27 protein-coding genes and 1 tRNA gene are annotated in these 15,413 nt (G+C 42.1%); 2 read left to right on the top strand and 26 right to left on the bottom strand.

The window, feature by feature from the left end; all coding sequences use genetic code 11:
• Window positions 1-8: 8 nt before the first annotated feature.
• The 16 genes from MZO41_RS14795 to MZO41_RS14720 all read right to left on the bottom strand — a co-directional run bounded on the left by MZO41_RS14795 (window position 9) and on the right by MZO41_RS14720 (window position 10,354).
• Complete coding sequence (locus MZO41_RS14795; RefSeq protein ID WP_013355729.1) at window positions 9-374, bottom strand: hypothetical protein; 366 nt, start codon at window positions 372-374, stop codon at window positions 9-11.
• Window positions 374-925: an HK97 gp10 family phage protein gene (locus MZO41_RS14790; RefSeq protein WP_013355730.1), complete on the bottom strand. Its 552-nt coding sequence runs from the start codon at window positions 923-925 to the stop codon at window positions 374-376. The genes MZO41_RS14795 and MZO41_RS14790 overlap by 1 nt, the downstream gene beginning before the upstream one ends.
• A gap of 1 nt (window position 926) precedes the next feature.
• A complete protein-coding gene (locus MZO41_RS14785; RefSeq protein ID WP_003642822.1) occupies window positions 927-1,274 on the bottom strand; it encodes a hypothetical protein in 348 nt (115 codons plus the stop codon).
• Window positions 1,274-1,606, bottom strand: coding sequence for a phage head-tail connector protein (locus MZO41_RS14780; protein ID WP_013355731.1), 333 nt, complete (start codon window positions 1,604-1,606; stop codon window positions 1,274-1,276). The genes MZO41_RS14785 and MZO41_RS14780 overlap by 1 nt, the downstream gene beginning before the upstream one ends.
• An 11-nt stretch (window positions 1,607-1,617) precedes the next feature.
• On the bottom strand, window positions 1,618-1,794 hold the full coding sequence (locus MZO41_RS14775) for a hypothetical protein (RefSeq protein WP_003642820.1): 177 nt from the start codon (window positions 1,792-1,794) through the stop codon (window positions 1,618-1,620).
• A gap of 12 nt (window positions 1,795-1,806) precedes the next feature.
• Window positions 1,807-2,829, bottom strand: coding sequence for a major capsid protein (locus MZO41_RS14770; RefSeq protein ID WP_003642819.1), 1,023 nt, complete (start codon window positions 2,827-2,829; stop codon window positions 1,807-1,809).
• Between the two features lie 19 nt (window positions 2,830-2,848).
• Window positions 2,849-3,196 carry a hypothetical protein gene (locus MZO41_RS14765; protein ID WP_013355732.1) on the bottom strand — a complete coding sequence of 116 codons (348 nt, stop codon included), beginning with the start codon at window positions 3,194-3,196 and terminating at the stop codon, window positions 2,849-2,851.
• A 14-nt stretch (window positions 3,197-3,210) separates the two neighbouring features.
• On the bottom strand, window positions 3,211-3,888 hold the full coding sequence (locus MZO41_RS14760; protein WP_013355733.1) for a capsid assembly scaffolding protein Gp46 family protein: 678 nt from the start codon (window positions 3,886-3,888) through the stop codon (window positions 3,211-3,213).
• Between the two features lie 172 nt (window positions 3,889-4,060).
• A complete protein-coding gene (locus tag MZO41_RS14755) occupies window positions 4,061-4,267 on the bottom strand; it encodes a hypothetical protein (protein WP_013355734.1) in 207 nt (68 codons plus the stop codon).
• Window positions 4,268-4,318: 51 nt separating this feature from the next.
• Window positions 4,319-4,597, bottom strand: coding sequence for a hypothetical protein (locus tag MZO41_RS14750; protein WP_003642815.1), 279 nt, complete (start codon window positions 4,595-4,597; stop codon window positions 4,319-4,321).
• Window positions 4,572-6,257 (bottom strand): minor capsid protein, encoded by a 1,686-nt coding sequence (locus tag MZO41_RS14745; protein ID WP_013355736.1) that lies wholly within the window; start codon window positions 6,255-6,257, stop codon window positions 4,572-4,574. The genes MZO41_RS14750 and MZO41_RS14745 overlap by 26 nt, the downstream gene beginning before the upstream one ends.
• 146 nt (window positions 6,258-6,403) lie before the next feature.
• Window positions 6,404-6,700, bottom strand: a complete 297-nt coding sequence (locus MZO41_RS14740; RefSeq protein WP_024971552.1) for a ribosomal-processing cysteine protease Prp — start codon at window positions 6,698-6,700, stop codon at window positions 6,404-6,406.
• Window positions 6,630-8,138, bottom strand: coding sequence for a phage portal protein (locus MZO41_RS14735; RefSeq protein WP_013355738.1), 1,509 nt, complete (start codon window positions 8,136-8,138; stop codon window positions 6,630-6,632). The genes MZO41_RS14740 and MZO41_RS14735 overlap by 71 nt, the downstream gene beginning before the upstream one ends.
• An 11-nt stretch (window positions 8,139-8,149) precedes the next feature.
• Complete coding sequence (locus MZO41_RS14730; RefSeq protein ID WP_033098955.1) at window positions 8,150-9,388, bottom strand: PBSX family phage terminase large subunit; 1,239 nt, start codon at window positions 9,386-9,388, stop codon at window positions 8,150-8,152.
• Entirely contained in the window at window positions 9,378-9,905 is a 528-nt protein-coding gene (locus MZO41_RS14725) for a terminase small subunit (protein WP_013355739.1), read from the bottom strand. The genes MZO41_RS14730 and MZO41_RS14725 overlap by 11 nt, the downstream gene beginning before the upstream one ends.
• Before the next feature lie 233 nt (window positions 9,906-10,138).
• Window positions 10,139-10,354: a hypothetical protein gene (locus MZO41_RS14720; protein WP_033098954.1), complete on the bottom strand. Its 216-nt coding sequence runs from the start codon at window positions 10,352-10,354 to the stop codon at window positions 10,139-10,141.
• Window positions 10,355-10,472: 118 nt separating this feature from the next.
• Here MZO41_RS14720 and MZO41_RS14715 point away from each other — a divergent pair, with 118 nt between their 5' ends.
• Entirely contained in the window at window positions 10,473-11,249 is a 777-nt protein-coding gene (locus tag MZO41_RS14715; RefSeq protein ID WP_013355741.1) for a hypothetical protein, read from the top strand.
• A gap of 290 nt (window positions 11,250-11,539) precedes the next feature.
• Window positions 11,540-11,749 (top strand): KTSC domain-containing protein, encoded by a 210-nt coding sequence (locus MZO41_RS14710; RefSeq protein WP_058906851.1) that lies wholly within the window; start codon window positions 11,540-11,542, stop codon window positions 11,747-11,749.
• Here the strand turns inward: MZO41_RS14710 and MZO41_RS14705 are convergent.
• From MZO41_RS14705 to MZO41_RS14660, 10 genes are all read right to left on the bottom strand, one after another.
• Window positions 11,746-11,913: a BC1881 family protein gene (locus tag MZO41_RS14705; protein WP_119724041.1), complete on the bottom strand. Its 168-nt coding sequence runs from the start codon at window positions 11,911-11,913 to the stop codon at window positions 11,746-11,748. The two genes, MZO41_RS14710 and MZO41_RS14705, sit on opposite strands and share 4 nt — an antisense overlap.
• A 27-nt stretch (window positions 11,914-11,940) precedes the next feature.
• Window positions 11,941-12,013 (bottom strand) — tRNA-Asn (locus MZO41_RS14700).
• Window positions 12,014-12,135: 122 nt separating this feature from the next.
• Entirely contained in the window at window positions 12,136-12,597 is a 462-nt protein-coding gene (locus tag MZO41_RS14695; protein WP_003642805.1) for an ArpU family phage packaging/lysis transcriptional regulator, read from the bottom strand.
• Window positions 12,598-12,723: 126 nt separating this feature from the next.
• Window positions 12,724-12,891, bottom strand: coding sequence for a hypothetical protein (locus tag MZO41_RS14690; protein ID WP_080396932.1), 168 nt, complete (start codon window positions 12,889-12,891; stop codon window positions 12,724-12,726).
• 114 nt (window positions 12,892-13,005) lie between these two features.
• Window positions 13,006-13,452, bottom strand: coding sequence for a DUF1642 domain-containing protein (locus MZO41_RS14685; protein ID WP_058906849.1), 447 nt, complete (start codon window positions 13,450-13,452; stop codon window positions 13,006-13,008).
• Window positions 13,449-13,829 (bottom strand): hypothetical protein, encoded by a 381-nt coding sequence (locus MZO41_RS14680; protein ID WP_058906848.1) that lies wholly within the window; start codon window positions 13,827-13,829, stop codon window positions 13,449-13,451. The genes MZO41_RS14685 and MZO41_RS14680 overlap by 4 nt, the downstream gene beginning before the upstream one ends.
• A 2-nt stretch (window positions 13,830-13,831) precedes the next feature.
• Window positions 13,832-14,257 (bottom strand): YopX family protein, encoded by a 426-nt coding sequence (locus MZO41_RS14675; protein WP_058906847.1) that lies wholly within the window; start codon window positions 14,255-14,257, stop codon window positions 13,832-13,834.
• Window positions 14,250-14,468 (bottom strand): hypothetical protein, encoded by a 219-nt coding sequence (locus MZO41_RS14670; RefSeq protein WP_058906846.1) that lies wholly within the window; start codon window positions 14,466-14,468, stop codon window positions 14,250-14,252. Before MZO41_RS14670 ends, MZO41_RS14675 begins: the two co-directional genes overlap by 8 nt.
• A gap of 2 nt (window positions 14,469-14,470) precedes the next feature.
• Entirely contained in the window at window positions 14,471-14,644 is a 174-nt protein-coding gene (locus MZO41_RS14665) for a hypothetical protein (RefSeq protein ID WP_154698893.1), read from the bottom strand.
• Window positions 14,645-14,711: 67 nt separating this feature from the next.
• Window positions 14,712-15,203 carry a class I SAM-dependent methyltransferase gene (locus MZO41_RS14660; RefSeq protein WP_058906845.1) on the bottom strand — a complete coding sequence of 164 codons (492 nt, stop codon included), beginning with the start codon at window positions 15,201-15,203 and terminating at the stop codon, window positions 14,712-14,714.
• Window positions 15,204-15,413 lie beyond the last annotated feature (210 nt).

The raw sequence follows: 15,413 nt of genomic DNA, 5'->3' as shown, positions 1-15,413 counted from the left end.
TCATCCTTTCAACTTTCAAATACGCGGTGACTAGTGTTATCAACAACACCAGTAAATCGTAATACAGTGCGATTCACACCCGCTAAATTGCTATCACCAATATCGCTTGAAAAGCCCATATCACCAAATGATGACATGAGCTTATTCGTGATTGCCGTTGTGCTACCTTCTTTTAAGAAGAGGTCAATTGTGATCGTCCATTCCGTTTGCAACTCTTGCTGATTAGCATCACGAAAATAGGCTTTATGTGCCGTGTTGTATACAGCGATTGGGAACACCGTTAAATTATCTGGGTACGTGGTTGAGACCTGTTTAATTTCCGGTATAGCCGTTAGTGCTTGATACACTACTGACTTCACATTAATAATTACCATCAACTACCCCCTAATTTGTTATGGAGTGCGGCCTCCACACTCTGCTTAATCATCTCTGGTGCCTCACGACTGGCTTGTTTGACGGCGGGGGTTAAAAACTGGCGGGCGGGTTGACCGCTTGTCCGATAGAATGTGTGTCCGTCGATTTCGATTTTAGGCATACCATACAGTTCACTCAGGTCAGTATCAACGTCATCAGCAGGAATGAACCAAGGCGTTTGCCTGTACACTGGTGTAAATCCACCGGGTAAATCTTTTTGCGACTCCTCACCTACTCGTCCAGTACCGAGCTCACGAAATAGCGCTACTGGGTCATCGGACCAGACACGACCGACAATCTTGCCATCACTATCGACAACCTCATATTTAATACTTCGAGCCAACTCACCATTTCCATACTTAACGCTGGATTGAAGTTCTTTGACTGCATAGCCCTCTGCTTTCTCAACAACATCAAAAGTAGCATCCCAGATGGCATCGTGAACCACACTGGGCATTTTTTTGAGCTGAGCTTTCAGCTTATCACTGCCACGCCATTCAACTTCAGCCATCCTATTCGCCTCGTTTACGTTGCTCTAAAGTGATATTTTTATGGGTGCTGAATGTTTGTATCGAATTGATAACGTAATCTGGCTCGCTATCTTTAGTAACATTGACACAAACACCCCAATTTTCTTGTTGACCTTCATTGATCTGATTACCTTGATACTTACCAGATTTAATGTACTTAAGGTCTTTGCCCCAGATTTGCGCATTCACTGAACCGCCAGCAGCTTGAATGTTCATCCTCACTGCAATTGGATTGCTCCATCCCGCCGTAATGACATTACCTTCATCATCGTGGCCTGATTGTTGTTGTCGTAAATAAACAGTTGTCAGGTCTGTTGGTCTAAGGCGCATTAGAATCGCCTCGTTTTCGCGACTCGGTAAGGTGCTAGCGCGGTTTTAATTATGTTAGGTAGTCCCAGTTCAAACGATTGAGAAACGCCGCCTTCTGACCGCGATGCTTCGCCTTCTGTTCCTTGCTCGTTGTACATGATAATGGCAAGCCGTTTTGCCTGAATTAGAATCGGTGTCGAGAGTGAAGACCGGGTATAATCCAAGCACGTTTGAACAGCATCATCAAAGATGTCATCAACCACCGCAGCATCCGGCGTGTCTTTCTTAACACCTAATCGCGTATATAGTCTTGTCAATTGTCCCGCCTTATCTGGTGGGCTTGGTTTAGCCATACGATCATCCTCTATTCTTCGTCGTCTGTTTCTAACTGAGCATTATCGGCAGTTTTCTCGTCCTTCTGCTTATCAAGACAAACAAAAAGCTCATCATTGAACGCGTCTTGCGTAATGCTGAGCTCATCACCTTTTTTATACCGAGTATCTTTATACCGAATTGGGTAATCTTTAACGCGAACCTTCATTATCAATCACCTCTAGGCTAAAACCTGAGCTTGAAATACCTCATCCGCCGCGGCAAACGCTGGAAGCGCAACTGCTGAGGCTTTTTCCCAAGTCCCAATTGGATCATTAGTTTCGGTATAAATCATATCGTAAACATTACCCACAGCGTTAATTTGCGCTGGGCCACTGAATTGTGCTAACTCTTCTGGAGTTGGTCCAAACACTTTATTACCAATCGGGTCATCGTTCATTAAGACAAGTCGATTTTCTGGGAAGTAACGACTCTTGGTAATCTTGCCATCTTTTCCGACTTGGGTATATTTTTGATCATAAGTCCGAAAAATCGGTAAACCTTGTGCCTGCATGAAGGTGTCAAAGTCGGCTTGTCCAAGTGCCCGAGTAGAGTTACCATACACGGCTTGTAGAACTTTGGTATTAGTCGTAATCAATCGATAAATCTTCCGACTAGTTAGCGCCCGGGTTGGTGTAATATCCATCTTATCGCACCAGCGCGTAATATCACCAAGGATATCCGCGTCGCCGTTATCCCATGTAGCAGCTCCAGTCAAAGCTTCCTGATGTTCAGTCGGAACTTGATAATCAAGTTGGACAGCAAGTTTACCACTTTCATCTGGCAAAATAGTCTTACCTGTTGCTAAAACGTCCATAGCGGTCTTTTCAATTCGTGCTAAAACGCCTTGATTGAGCACATCAAAGTCGTTATAAACGTGTTGTTGCAAGTAGCTAGCTTCTGCAGGCGTCCGCGGATTGAGCATCGCATACAAATCTTTTTCTTTAATCTGCATCTTGCGCTTAATCAAAGCCAGTTCGATGGCAGCGCCCGAGGCAGACCGACTGCCAATTTCGGCTTCACTATCAAAAGCCGCATAGGATGCAATCACTGGAATTCGATTTTGACGTTTCAAGATATCAACAGTTAGTGAGTTGACTTTGATTGCTGGGAATAGTTCATCACCTTGCATCGCTGGATACTGCCGATTCAATGAAAAATCGATTAAATCATGTTGCGTGAATAAATCTGAAATTTGAGCCATTTGTTTTCTCCTCCTTTAATTAGGCTTGTGATACGGCGGCGTCCGTATCAGTGAAAGTAATCTTCTTTAATGCCGTGATAGCCTCAGCTGTTGGCGCCACTGGTAAGCGTTGGCCAAATAAATAGCCTTCAACAATCACGCCAACCATTTGAGGACCATGTGTAACGTCCACTTCATTAATCGTGACTCCTTCCGCCTTAGCGTCATTAGTTGGATAAATCGTGCCGGCTGGAATAACTTTATGTCCAAAAGCATCCGTCTTCACCGCGTAACTGGTGTCATCAACCTGCCGTGAGAATGATACGAACTTTTCAGATGCCATGAAATTCTTTTGTTCTACTGTTCCTTTATCAAATACATAGGCCATAATCTAGTACCTCCCTATTTTGTCGCCCATAAACTGGACTTTGCTGGCTTTTGCGAGTTATTTAATTTTTCAGCTGCTGTTGCACCTTCAGATTTATTTGCGGATGTATCAGCACCCGGCAATGTGGTCCCACTGCTTGCGATTCGCTTATCGATTGCTTGCTGTAAGCTCTCTGTAAATGACTTACTGATTGCAGTGTAAGCCGCCTCCACGCCTTTATCATCTGCTAAAACATCATCACCAAAAGCCGCAATCAGCGCTGTCGGCAAATCGTCTGCACCCAGTCGGGCCGTAACTTTAGCTTTATTTTCAACAATAGTTCCATGGCGCTGTGATTCAGCAAGTTGCTTGGTTAATTGGTCTTTATCATAGTTAGCCTTTTCCAAGTCAGTCATCTTGTCGTAATCTTTTTGCTGCTGGGCTTCACTAGCCTGTTTTTCATCATGTGTTTTAATTGCCGAAGCAATCAGCTTATCAACACTTGATTGCCAGTCCTTTTCACTAGCAAACGATTTAAACGGCGTATCTGCCTGATTGTCTTGGTCAGAGTCGTCATTGTTGCTATTTTGATTGGCGTCGGTTGTGTTAGGCGTGCTATCAGCCGTCTGATTGCCACCTTCATCCCCGCCAGTTCCATTATCACCGTCAGCAAACATCTGTAAATTCATCTTTAGTTTGAGTAGCTTTTTCATAATTAAATTCCTCCACGCCCACGCATTTCCGATAACTCAGGCCACAAAAAAAGCACCCCGTGCATTACTCTAAGAGCCCCACACATTGTGCTAAATTGACCGTGGCGTCATTATCAGACCCACGCATGCTATTTAGTTTGAGTAGTTTAGAGACGTGCTCAGGTCATCCATGCTAATCCTGATGGAACATTGTCGAAAGGATCATCGTGGCGGTTTGTATTGCTGTTACTTGATCATATCCTTTATTAAGTGCTTCTTCATAACATGTTAGAAATGCATCCGTCATGAGCTTAAAGCCTTGCTTCGTGTCATCATCAAACGTCAAGCCCTTCATTGCCATCTCGGTGTAACGCATTAAATCCGAATTATCTTTACTCATCGTGTTCTCCTCGTCGTACTAAAAAACGCCCAATCAAAATGATTGAACGCCCTACATTGCAACAATAACGATATCTTGCCATTGGTCACGGATTTTCTTGCCATCAATTACATAATCAAGAATCTCATCAACGTCGTCAGTATCTTTGAAGTGATAATCAAAATCACCATTATCTTTAGAAATGATACGTTTGCCCTCACTGTCAAAGCCAATGTACCACTCAACATCATTGATTTTGATTTGAACCTCCATACGAACATCTAACGCAAATCGAAGTTGCTCCAAAGACTCTAAGTGATCCGAATCAGCTTTTACTCGTCTTACCACCATCTTTATTCACAATCCTTTCTGCAATCGTTAATTTCCGCCCAGGTTCTTCACGCCGGGGAACAATCTTGCCATTTTTCTTTGTAACGCGTAACCAGGGATGCGCGTGTGGCACAATCGTGTGCATTTTAGCATTACCATGGTCGGTAAAATCAATGTCCAGCCGGGCCTTTCCTGTCTTACCATAATATCTTCGTGTAACTAGTTGTCCATCGACATAACGGTCAAAAACTGAGTTGGCTTCCTGTTGATACGGAACACCGTGCACTTCACCAAAATTGTGTACATTGTTCAACGCAAATTGTTCGCGCCGAACCTCGCGCGCTACTTTCAACAGGTTCTGATAACTATCACTGTCATTATACTTCATCGTTTGAAAATCTTCGAATGTTTCGGGTACGTTATCTCCACCTAAAATCCGTTTGTATTCATCATACTGGGTAGTATCATACCGACGATTGCCAACCCGATTATCTAAACTATCGAAAGCCTGCGGACCATGCTTTAAGATTACTGCCTGGCGCCAATCTTGATAAGTAGCATCAGGCTTCAACTTAAGTTTTTCGCCAGTAATTGGATCATTTGCCGTCCGTGGTAGCATGTACTTGCTATCTGACAAATAGATGATCGCAACAGTTCGGCAAAACGGATGCAACGGTGGAAAATTTACGTTTACTTCTGCTTCATTCACATTAAATATTCGCCCATCAATATTTCGACAAATCTTTGACGTTCGCATATCTAGCACAGCAACCAGTTGGTACGTTTTAACACCACGTCTTTTCCATTCATTGAGCTTCGTTTGATTATGAAAGTAGTTGGCTTCTGTTCTAATCAATCGTCGTGTATTGTAGCTGCTAGCTCCAAACTCCTTAGCTAAAGCTTGTACCATGTCACGCTCACGCATACCACTCATCTGCTGAGCCGTGAATAGTTCACTGAGTCGGTCGGCTAGTTGGTCCGTGTTATGCCAAATCCGTTTAGAGTAGTTCTTGCCTTTAAACGGCGCATCTAATGTAGCCTTAACGTACTTCCCTGACAACTCTTTAAACCGTGTTATTGGTTCGTCTGGGTTCACTTTAACTGTTACCATCTCTTTACCCGTTTTAGGGTCAAAGATAGTTCTAGTGTGCATTTTAGGCTGACTATCAGCGCTCACGCCCGGAAGAATGACGTCTTTATCAAAGCCACCTATAATACTCTCGTTAGTTGCCTGATCAAGTGCTTCTTGAATTACCTTGGTATAAAGGTCCGTGGACTTCTCAATCTCAACAGATGCCGCTTGTTTCACCGCAATGTAGCTCTTAGCCTTGAGCTCTTCCAATCTGGTAATACGGCCCTTAGCTGCCATCCGTGATAGATAGTTGGTAACCTGCTTCTTCGACTCTTTATCATTGATATTATCAGCCAGAGCCCGCAACGTTACTAGTTCAGTCGGACTGACTTTCGTGTTAAGAATTTGCTGCGCCTCGGACCCCGTCGTTTTACCATCTGTAAAATATCTTTTATATATCTGTGATACCTCACCAGTCAAATAGTTCTGAGCACGCATGTACGCCCTCGCAATGATAGTCGCTTGTTTGGTTGCAGCATCATGTGATTTCTGTTCGCTCTGAACGGCTCGCAGTTGCCAGTAACTTAACTTGCGTTTGTCATCCGCCACTCCTACACCTCCGAGCTTATAAAATCAAATACAGCAAAATTAAAATGCCTGTAATTGGCTTCCATCCAAGCGAAACTAATCCAAGCATTTTAATTATCACGATCACAAATACACCAATCGTTTTAATGATTTTATTCAATTCTGAGTTAATTGCCCTTCACCACCACTTGCAAATTCTGAGGATATTGTGCTGAAATATCTTGTAGTCCGTGTAATAAGGTCTCACACAGAACTTTGTTATCAGCACTGGGCTCAATCAATCCAATAAACAAGCCACCATTTTCTTTAATAGTGGCGTTAGATAGCTCATTAGTGATGGCTTGACCAAGCACCGAAACAGCAGCACAAACTAGGTCATGGCCCTTAATAGCACTATTCGCGTGGCCCGTTATCTGATAACTCACTACCTGCTTTTTGTTTAAATGAAACGTTGCCAGAATCATCCGCAGTTACCTCCTCGTTATCTGTGGCGGGCTCGCCGCCCATAGCTTTCTGCTGTAGCTTGAGTGCTTTTTCCTTTTCCTGATCCAGCATCTTAATCAACTCTTGCGGGTCATTGGTCCCAGGCAACCACCCGAGTGATACCAATTGCGGAATGACACCTTCAGCATTCTTGATATTGCTAATGACATCCGCCATGTTGACTGGAATATCAGGAACAATATTAATTGTCGCTCCGGAGGCATCTACTGACTGGCCTTTAAACGCTAAAATGTTCTGCATCAGTTGTAGACGCTGACGAATTCCACATGTTAAGTATCGCTGCTTAGTCGCTAACAATTGGAGTAAACCGAACAGCTTGTATTTCATAGCTTCACCGCTAATCGTCCCTGCAAAGTTTTCGTCATTCATGTTAGGGACGTAAGACGTTTGATGAATGTCATCCTTAATCGACTTAACAAGTACTTGTAGCTGTGATTCGTCAAAGCTCTTGGTCAACCATTCAACGCTAGCACCCTGGTCGCCTTTACCAGGCGCTTCTAGAATACCGTCCTTCAAGTTAGCTCCTTCACCGTCCTCGCCCTCATCTAGGGTAAAGCCATAGACTACCAGCAAGGCATCCACGAAGTTCTTTTTATCGGTGATACGGTCTGACTGTAATTCGTTATAGGCGTTGATTAGGCTAATCGTTTGCTCAAAATCACCTTGACGCTCTTCGTTATTACGATACTCAATAAGTGGGACACCATTAAAATAATGTTGAATGGCCTTAGGTTTGCTTGCCAAATTAGCATCTGATAGCACTCGTCCTGTCTTGGTTCGATACTGAATAATCCAGTGGGCCGTATAGACAGTAATCAAATAACCCTTAGCATTACCAAGCAGGTCCTTCTTTTCCACGTAGTAAATACCAAACAGCGGATTTTTATCTAACGTGTCATCCGTTACCAGCACACAGCCGCGCGGATCAATTTTTTCAATTGCCAACTCGGTAGTTGCGTCTGACACCTTTTTGATGTATAGCAGCTCATAGGCACACCCAAACACGCTTAAATCTTTCTCCATCTCCGTATTATGCGAATCAATATCCATTTGGTCCTGAGCATCCGTAATGGCTTTAATATCCTTACCGTTCGCCGGTGAAATGGATACCGGATTACCAGTTGTAAAGCCGGTAATCATGTCAGTAATGTATTTGGCGTGGTTCGTCATTACCTTTTCATCTGCACGATCCAACTTAGCCGCCATCTCAAGATTTCGGCTTAAGATGTGCTGATTACCCTCATAGTAGTGTTCCAACATGTTATAACGGTCAATACGTTGCTGTTGTTGATTGATAGCATAGTTAATTACATCAAAGCTAGGGTTTTCAATATTGCCAGCCAATTCACGGTCAATCGCAACGTTGGACCCGCGCTTCTTGTTCAAATCATACTGCATCCGCTCACCTCCTATCCTCTTAATCCCTTTGGCTTCTTAATTGTCCGTGCCTTGAGCCGTTCGTGTGTGTTATAGACGGCATACCGTAACGCGTCCATTACGTCATCGTTAAGCTTGACGGGTAAGCCCGTAGCCTCATCCCAGACATACTGATAGATTTCATCTAAGAAGGCATCAATCGCTTCTTTGATAACAAAAAAGTGGCCTTGCTTCATGCACTTAGCCACCGACTCGATTCCTGATAAAACCGATTTTTTAGCATTGAACGCCTTGAGCCCTTCACGTTGGAAGCGTGCAACGTGTTCGGGTCTCGCGCTATCAGCCCAAAACTTAACATTTCGGCCATAGCGATGCTGAATATCTTTTGCAATCTCTACCCAGTAATCAATCTCTTCAAACTGACGTGTATGTTCTTCAATCAAATAAGTATTGCCAACTCGATCATCAGCCATTACAACAATCGTTCCTTTATGTTCATAGCCCCAGTCGACTCCCGCATAGTAAGTTAAGTCTGCTGGCAATTGAGCCCGTGGAATAATCATTTCGTCCTTATTAAAATCTTTATACACCATACCTTCACCAGATACCCATAGACCGAGTATTGCACGGTCGTAAAACACTCCGGACGGCGTACCCGCTTTTTGATGTTCAACGTATTGTGGGGGCAAAAAGGTATTATCATCGATTGTAAAATGGAAACTAACGATTCCTGCTTTAGGATCATCGTTATCAATATAGCTGGCTTTCAAGTAGTGAGTCGGAACGTCTGGGTTCGTATCGCAAATAATTCGCGCACCTTGTGCTGAGCACCGATTAAGGATTTCATTGAATACCTCTTCATTAGCAAGGCTAGCTTCGTTAATATACGCCCCAAACGAGGTCATCCCACGAATGGCACCCAGCCCTGCAATAGACCCGGTAAACGTCTGCACAATTTTCACGCCAAACAGTGTGAAAGAGTTATGCTTGTCGAACTGAAAGTTAATGTCATATTTATTCGTCAGTTCCTGTAATACGTTGTTTTGTAGCGACTTGCTTGAATACCCCGCTAAAATGTACATTGGTTCCTTGACCCCTAATTTGTCAGCAACCTGACGAACACGCCGCAGTTCCATCAAGAAGGCGTCATTATCAACGACAGTTTTACCAGACCGAACAGCACCATAGTTTATCAGTAGTCGCCAGTCCGTCCGCCGCAAGGTTTTCAGCACTTGAACTTGTTTCGGCGTATATAGCTCACTAATTGCCATCGCTATCACCACCTAGGACGTCATCCAATTTATCCAGATATTCAGAAACTTTTGCTTCAGTACTATCGGTTGAGGCATTCATAATGCGAGCTTTAGACTCTGCAATATCCGCGTCAGCTTTAAGCTTGCGAATCTGTTGTTCAACAAGCTTATTGTTATCCGGATAACGCTTCAGTATTTCCTTAGTAGCGCTTATCCGTGTTTTCAAATCAGCTTCTTTGTGCTTCTCGTACACACCGTCAGCAGTGCCAATATAAACCGTTTCTTTGGTTTCGCCTCTAGCGATACTAGTAAGCAACTCAACGGCTTCTGTGGCGTCCATAATGCGTTTGGAAGCTATTTCGGCCATTCGCTCATCGATGTAAGATTTAATTGCAGGTTTTTGCAGGTTTTCAGTAGCTATAGAATGTGCAGACCGGCTTTTGTATCCAGCTTTAATTGCAGATTCTTCCTTTTTTCCGGACTCGATGTACTCGTCGGCAAACCTCTGCTGTTTGGGCGTTAACTTTCGTTTCATTACATACCACCACACCTCCTGATTTTATTACTAGAAACCACTATACATGATTAAATTTCTATTGCTTTTACACTTTCGTCACTCTATAATTTATGATAAACAAACATATATCTCTTCACCCAAGGCATACCGTTCTGTTCATTCTATGGATTTCAACGACTGTTCTTGCCTTGAAAGGGGTGGTTAGTATGAAGGATTTAAATATTATATTCAGTATCATTAATTCATGTATTTCAATCTTGAGTACAATCGAACAGTGCGGGTGAAGAGATATGTGCTTGTTTAACCGTTCTTTTGAACGGCTTTTTATTTACTGATTTTTCCAAACTAAAAGCGCCATGCTGTTTAGCACGACGCTTCTTATCCTTGTACCACTTATCTAGCCGGGCATCAGCCTGCACCCATTCAGGCGGCTCGTACCCGTATTTGCTGTGAACCATTATCGCTATGACACCTCACCATACTTTCAGTTTAAATATTAAACTTATTTCAAAATTGCTATTTAAAACTTGATATACTAAAATATTTTTGTAAAAGTATATATTTATTTAGGAGGACGTTATTGAAATGACAAATAATATGCAGGAAGAAAAAGAATTGATAAGTGACATCAAATCTAGCATTAAACCTGTTGGTCAAACAGCCGCTCAATCTATAATATTAAATCTTGGTGAAAAAGCACCCATACCAATAATCTCAGCAATCATAGGTGTTTCTAAAAATTTAGCAGATGATCTAGCGCAAAGAGAATTCAGCCAGTCTGTCGTAAATATACTGGAAAAATGCATATTCGAAATAGATGATCTTGATACACAAGTGCAATCCTTACAGGGCTATCAAAAAGACACTTTAGGAAAAGCTCTCTACTATACTTGTATAGCCTATGATAGTGAGATTTCTGATGAGAAAAAAGATTATTTAAAAAAATTAATCAAATCCGACTTATTAAATTCCAAAAATTTAAGTTTAGACTTGCAGGATCTATACTTACTATTAATTCAGAGTGTTCCAGCATACTCTTTACAATTTTTGAACAAAGTTTACACCACTTTTGGTACAAGAACCGTAAGTCAATTTAATGATAGCGTAAATAATGATGATCAAAATAGTCAAAAATGGCTAGATTTACAATCTAATTGGATTAAAAATAATATAAAAATTGCCAGTTTAAGTCTTGAGATTGAAACAATAGTTGAGCCGTTAATTCTCCACGGACTAATACGAAAAACAACTCTCGGTGTCTTAGGTGGGACAAGATACATATATAATGTGACTAAAGTGGGGGAGTCTTTCATAGAATATCTTCGCCCCCAAAAACTATCAAGCTCTCACACGAAACTTTGACGGTGATCTCTAAAAATGATGGACTCGGCTTGCTATCAAAGCTAAGTCCATCATTTTTTGTTGTCTTTAACTAATATGCCAGTAGTGATAGAGTACTCTCACTCTAATATCTGCTGGCTATTTGCTTGGTAGGATTCAAAACTACACAACAATTGCAACCCGTCATCATTACTGACTTAAACTATCAATCGTCTTCCTCCCTTTGGGCACGGTCCGGCGTTTAATCTGCTTAATAATGGCACTTAATTCAGTTATGCTTATACTATAATTTATAGAAAGGAGGTCATATTATGAATTTAATTCCTGTTATTTCTAGAGACCTATCAGAAGTTGGGTATAACTCAAGCACTCAACAGTTAGAAATTGTATTTAACAGTGGTGGAGTCTATCTGTACAGCGGTGTCACATCTGACGAGTATCAAGGCTTAATGAATGCCAGTTCTAAAGGCCGATACTTTCACGCTTTCATCAAACATTATCCGTATATGCGCATAAACTAATCCATATTGACAATAATCACTGCTGGACCATCAAAGCTAAAGACTTTCTGGTCTCCAACAGTGATTTTTGCTTGCTCCTCTAACTGTAAGCTAACGGTCTGAATACCTAAGCGAGATTCTAATTCCTTCGAAAGCTCCTTAGTTGTTACATGCTTTAAGTCCATTATTTCATCTTCCTTTCCTAAAATTGACGTAGCCTGCTGGACTCGAACCAGCGACAACCTGATTAACAGTCAGGCGCTCTACCAACTGAGCTAAGGCCACAATAATAATCAATTAGAGCTATCAGAAAAACGTTTATTTGTCGCCCTAACCAATTATCGATAATACTAATTTACCACCAATTTATTGCTATGAAGTCCGGCTTGAGTTCGGAAAAAGTTCGGTTAAAGTCCGGTTTGAGTTCGGTTTTGATAAATATTCAGGTCTTCTAGATAGTAGCTCTGTGCAAACTGTAGCATTGCCAATGGCTTCCAGCGGTCAAAATACTGAGTCTTGCTGTAGCCAATATCCATGTAGCACATCGTGTCACTGTATCCTTGCAGATATAGCCGATCTAATATCTCCTGGCACTCATGATCACACCGAGCCATTGCCTGAATAGTCTGTCGGACAATCTGCTCTGCATACAGGCGGCGTGTAATCCGATCCTCAGCCGAATTACCAGCTGGGGCCGACTTAGGCATGCCATCCATGCTAGGCGATTTTAGATCAGCGACCGAATGGCCGGACGCCCGAACTGCTTGCGGTAACTTCTTATCCAGGAACCGCCGCACCTGTTTAATTGTTTTCTCCTGGTCAATTGGTGGAAAAATTTCATCTGAAATAACTTGCTGTTCACCCATCATGTGCCCCTCCGCTTTCGTATGCTATAATTAACTTATTCGGAATTAGTTGTAGCGCGGTCAGCGATGGCAGCGCTTTTTTATGTTATACTTACAACGGTCATTCGAGTGGTCCCGTGACTGGTCGCCTTAGTAGGCGGCTTTTTGTTTACTATCGCGATTGCTCAACTCCGCAATGTCAGCAATGAAGTCCTGGCCGCTTTGTGCCTGTTGATCAGTTTTCAGTGCCGCATTCATTTCCAGGTTGGCAACCGTGGCTTTCTCCCTGATTGCTTTGGCGTATTCGATGTCAGTCATGCCTGTTCACCCACCAAATTACTGATTCAATAAACAGCAATACGCCAACTGACGTTATCAAATACCCTATCAATTGCAACGGAGAAGAGTTCCAAAGGAATTCAAATATTTGTTTCATTTGTCTGCCTTCACCGTGTAACCATCAAGCCACGCACGGGCAAACATGTCACTATGATTAATAATCCAGTCGCCAATATCACCTTTCTGATATCCATAAACAACTGCTTGGATCATAGCTCTGTAAATTTCGCCCCCAATAGAAATTAAGTCATTAAGACCGTGTCCGGTTACAATGTATCCAGCAACGTTTTTAGGAATAACAGGTAATCCGGCATACTGTTGCTGGAACTCTTTGTCAGTCATTAAAGTATGATGGTTAAAATTGTCAGTAATAATCCAATCACCAACACTTACTTTTTTATTGATTCCTGACATATATATTTCTGGGCTGTGTCTTTCTTCACACATTGTTCCAATATCTATCATGTCATATTTCATGAATAGATCCGAACTGCCATCAAACTGTTCAGCCTCAATCGGCTGTTTGAGATATACTTTCATTTGTCTTCCTCCGCCGGTTTAAAAATGTCATTCTCATAATCGTAACTGACTTCATTATCCTCAAACGCCGTTAAAAGCTTGTCAACGCCGCCGCACTTAATCACCATGTTGCGGCTATCTTTATTAACTAATTCCCGTGAATCCTCTAGGCCAAAAATCCAGCCGTTATCAATCATCAATAAATCAAAATCAAGCTGTGAATCGTTTTCGTGATTGTCCGCATACTCGGCGCGCTCACAACCTAAGTCCGTGAACTCGGCGTCATCAAACCCATCTGAACCAATTGCTTGGTACTTGGCTTTGCCCGGCGTGTCGGCAAAAATAATTTTTCCCATGTCGCCCCAATAATTGTGATATGAAACTTTATATGCTTTCATTGTTATTCCTCCAGTAGCTCTGGTTTCTCGTGCACGTTGCTAATTATTTCGGGAAATGTTTGTGCGAACTTGATATCATTATCCCATTCGCTTAGACAGGCATATAAAGGCTTTTCGCCACAGTAAAATCCAGCGTAATCTTCTCGCCATTCTACTTTTAAATAATCGGTAACTTTATCCCCGTACATCATAGATGATGTGGCTAAAATATCGCCTTCATAAATATCAATACAGTTTGCATCTTTCAAGCCAGTAAATTTTTCAAGCACAAACAGTGCTCCAATTCCATCTGCTTTACCATCGTTAGAATAACTACCGTTGCTATCAGTGCTAGCTTCTGCCCAATAGGCTTGGTCATTAATAAATTCGATATTGTCAGGTAATAGCATTTTATTCTGAATTTTGTCCCACGCTCTGAACTTAATCATCGTCGCCATCTCCATTATCCGTTAACATTCTCAAATAGCCGGTTAGTGCTGCTAATCCCTTTTTAGTAAACGACATGCTTACCACTTGGTCATTTTTTCTAGTAAACTTTTTGATTGCCGTAACCGTATATGTTCCGTCATGATTATTCTGAATACCCAACATGTTTTCTAAAACTTTAGGTTCTGTAATTGCTACTTGTTCATACTGCATTTTCAATCCTCCGAATTCATTAGCACCCAGCCTAAAGTAAGCAATGAAATAATGATCGTACAAGTTGTTCCTACAACTATTCCACCCTCAATAAATATATCAACTAGGGTTGTTACACCAAGCACACTCGAAAGACAGATAATTATTCCAAGTTCAATTTTATTTTTAGTACTCATTTTTAATCCTCCCCGAACGCTTCGAACGCCCGCTTACGTTCCTCGTTAGTTGGTCCCTTGACAATTATCATGCTATGTCGCTCTCTTTCATGAATACTAACCAATGGGTTTTGCCACGTTTATCGCCAAACAGCGGTTGGTAACCAATCGCATCTAGCAGCTCGCTCAGCTTAATTTGCTCTTCATTCCACTTAAAAACCAGTGTTCCATGCGGCTTCAGCACTCGCATGCATTCGGTAAATCCCTGCCGTAGGTCAAAAGGCCATGTCTCGTCCAGTGTTCCATACTTCTTGGCCAACCAACTCGATTCACCCGCATACCGTAAATGAGGCGGGTCAAAAACGACCATGTAAAATGAATTATCGTCAAATGGCATGTTACGAAAATCGGCTACAATATCCGGTTTAATCTCAATTACTCGATCATGGCTAGAATTGTTATCAGTAGCCGTAACCGTTTCATTCCGCTTATCCATATATGTTACGTTCGGATTATGCTTATCGAACCAGAACATTCTTGAACCGCAGGAAGCATCCAGAATCAATTTGGTTCTTGACATTTACCCACATCCTTTTTATTCTCCTCAGCGTGTTGCTTCATGCGCCGGTGCTTCCGTTTAATTGTCGAACGTTTCTTAGTATGTTTAGGCATCTTCGTCCTCCGTGATTTCATCTATTTCTACTCTAGGATTTCGTTTATCAACGGCAAATTCGTCCTGGAATCCTGTGATGTGCTTTCGATTATCGTTGCCTAAAAGCCCAGCCTTCAT

This window comes from Lactiplantibacillus sp. C232, from assembly GCF_023806725.1.
Classification (GTDB): domain Bacteria; phylum Bacillota; class Bacilli; order Lactobacillales; family Lactobacillaceae; genus Lactiplantibacillus; species Lactiplantibacillus plantarum.
Note: the sequence above shows the minus strand (reverse complement) of the source record. Positions and strands in the feature narration are given on the sequence as shown.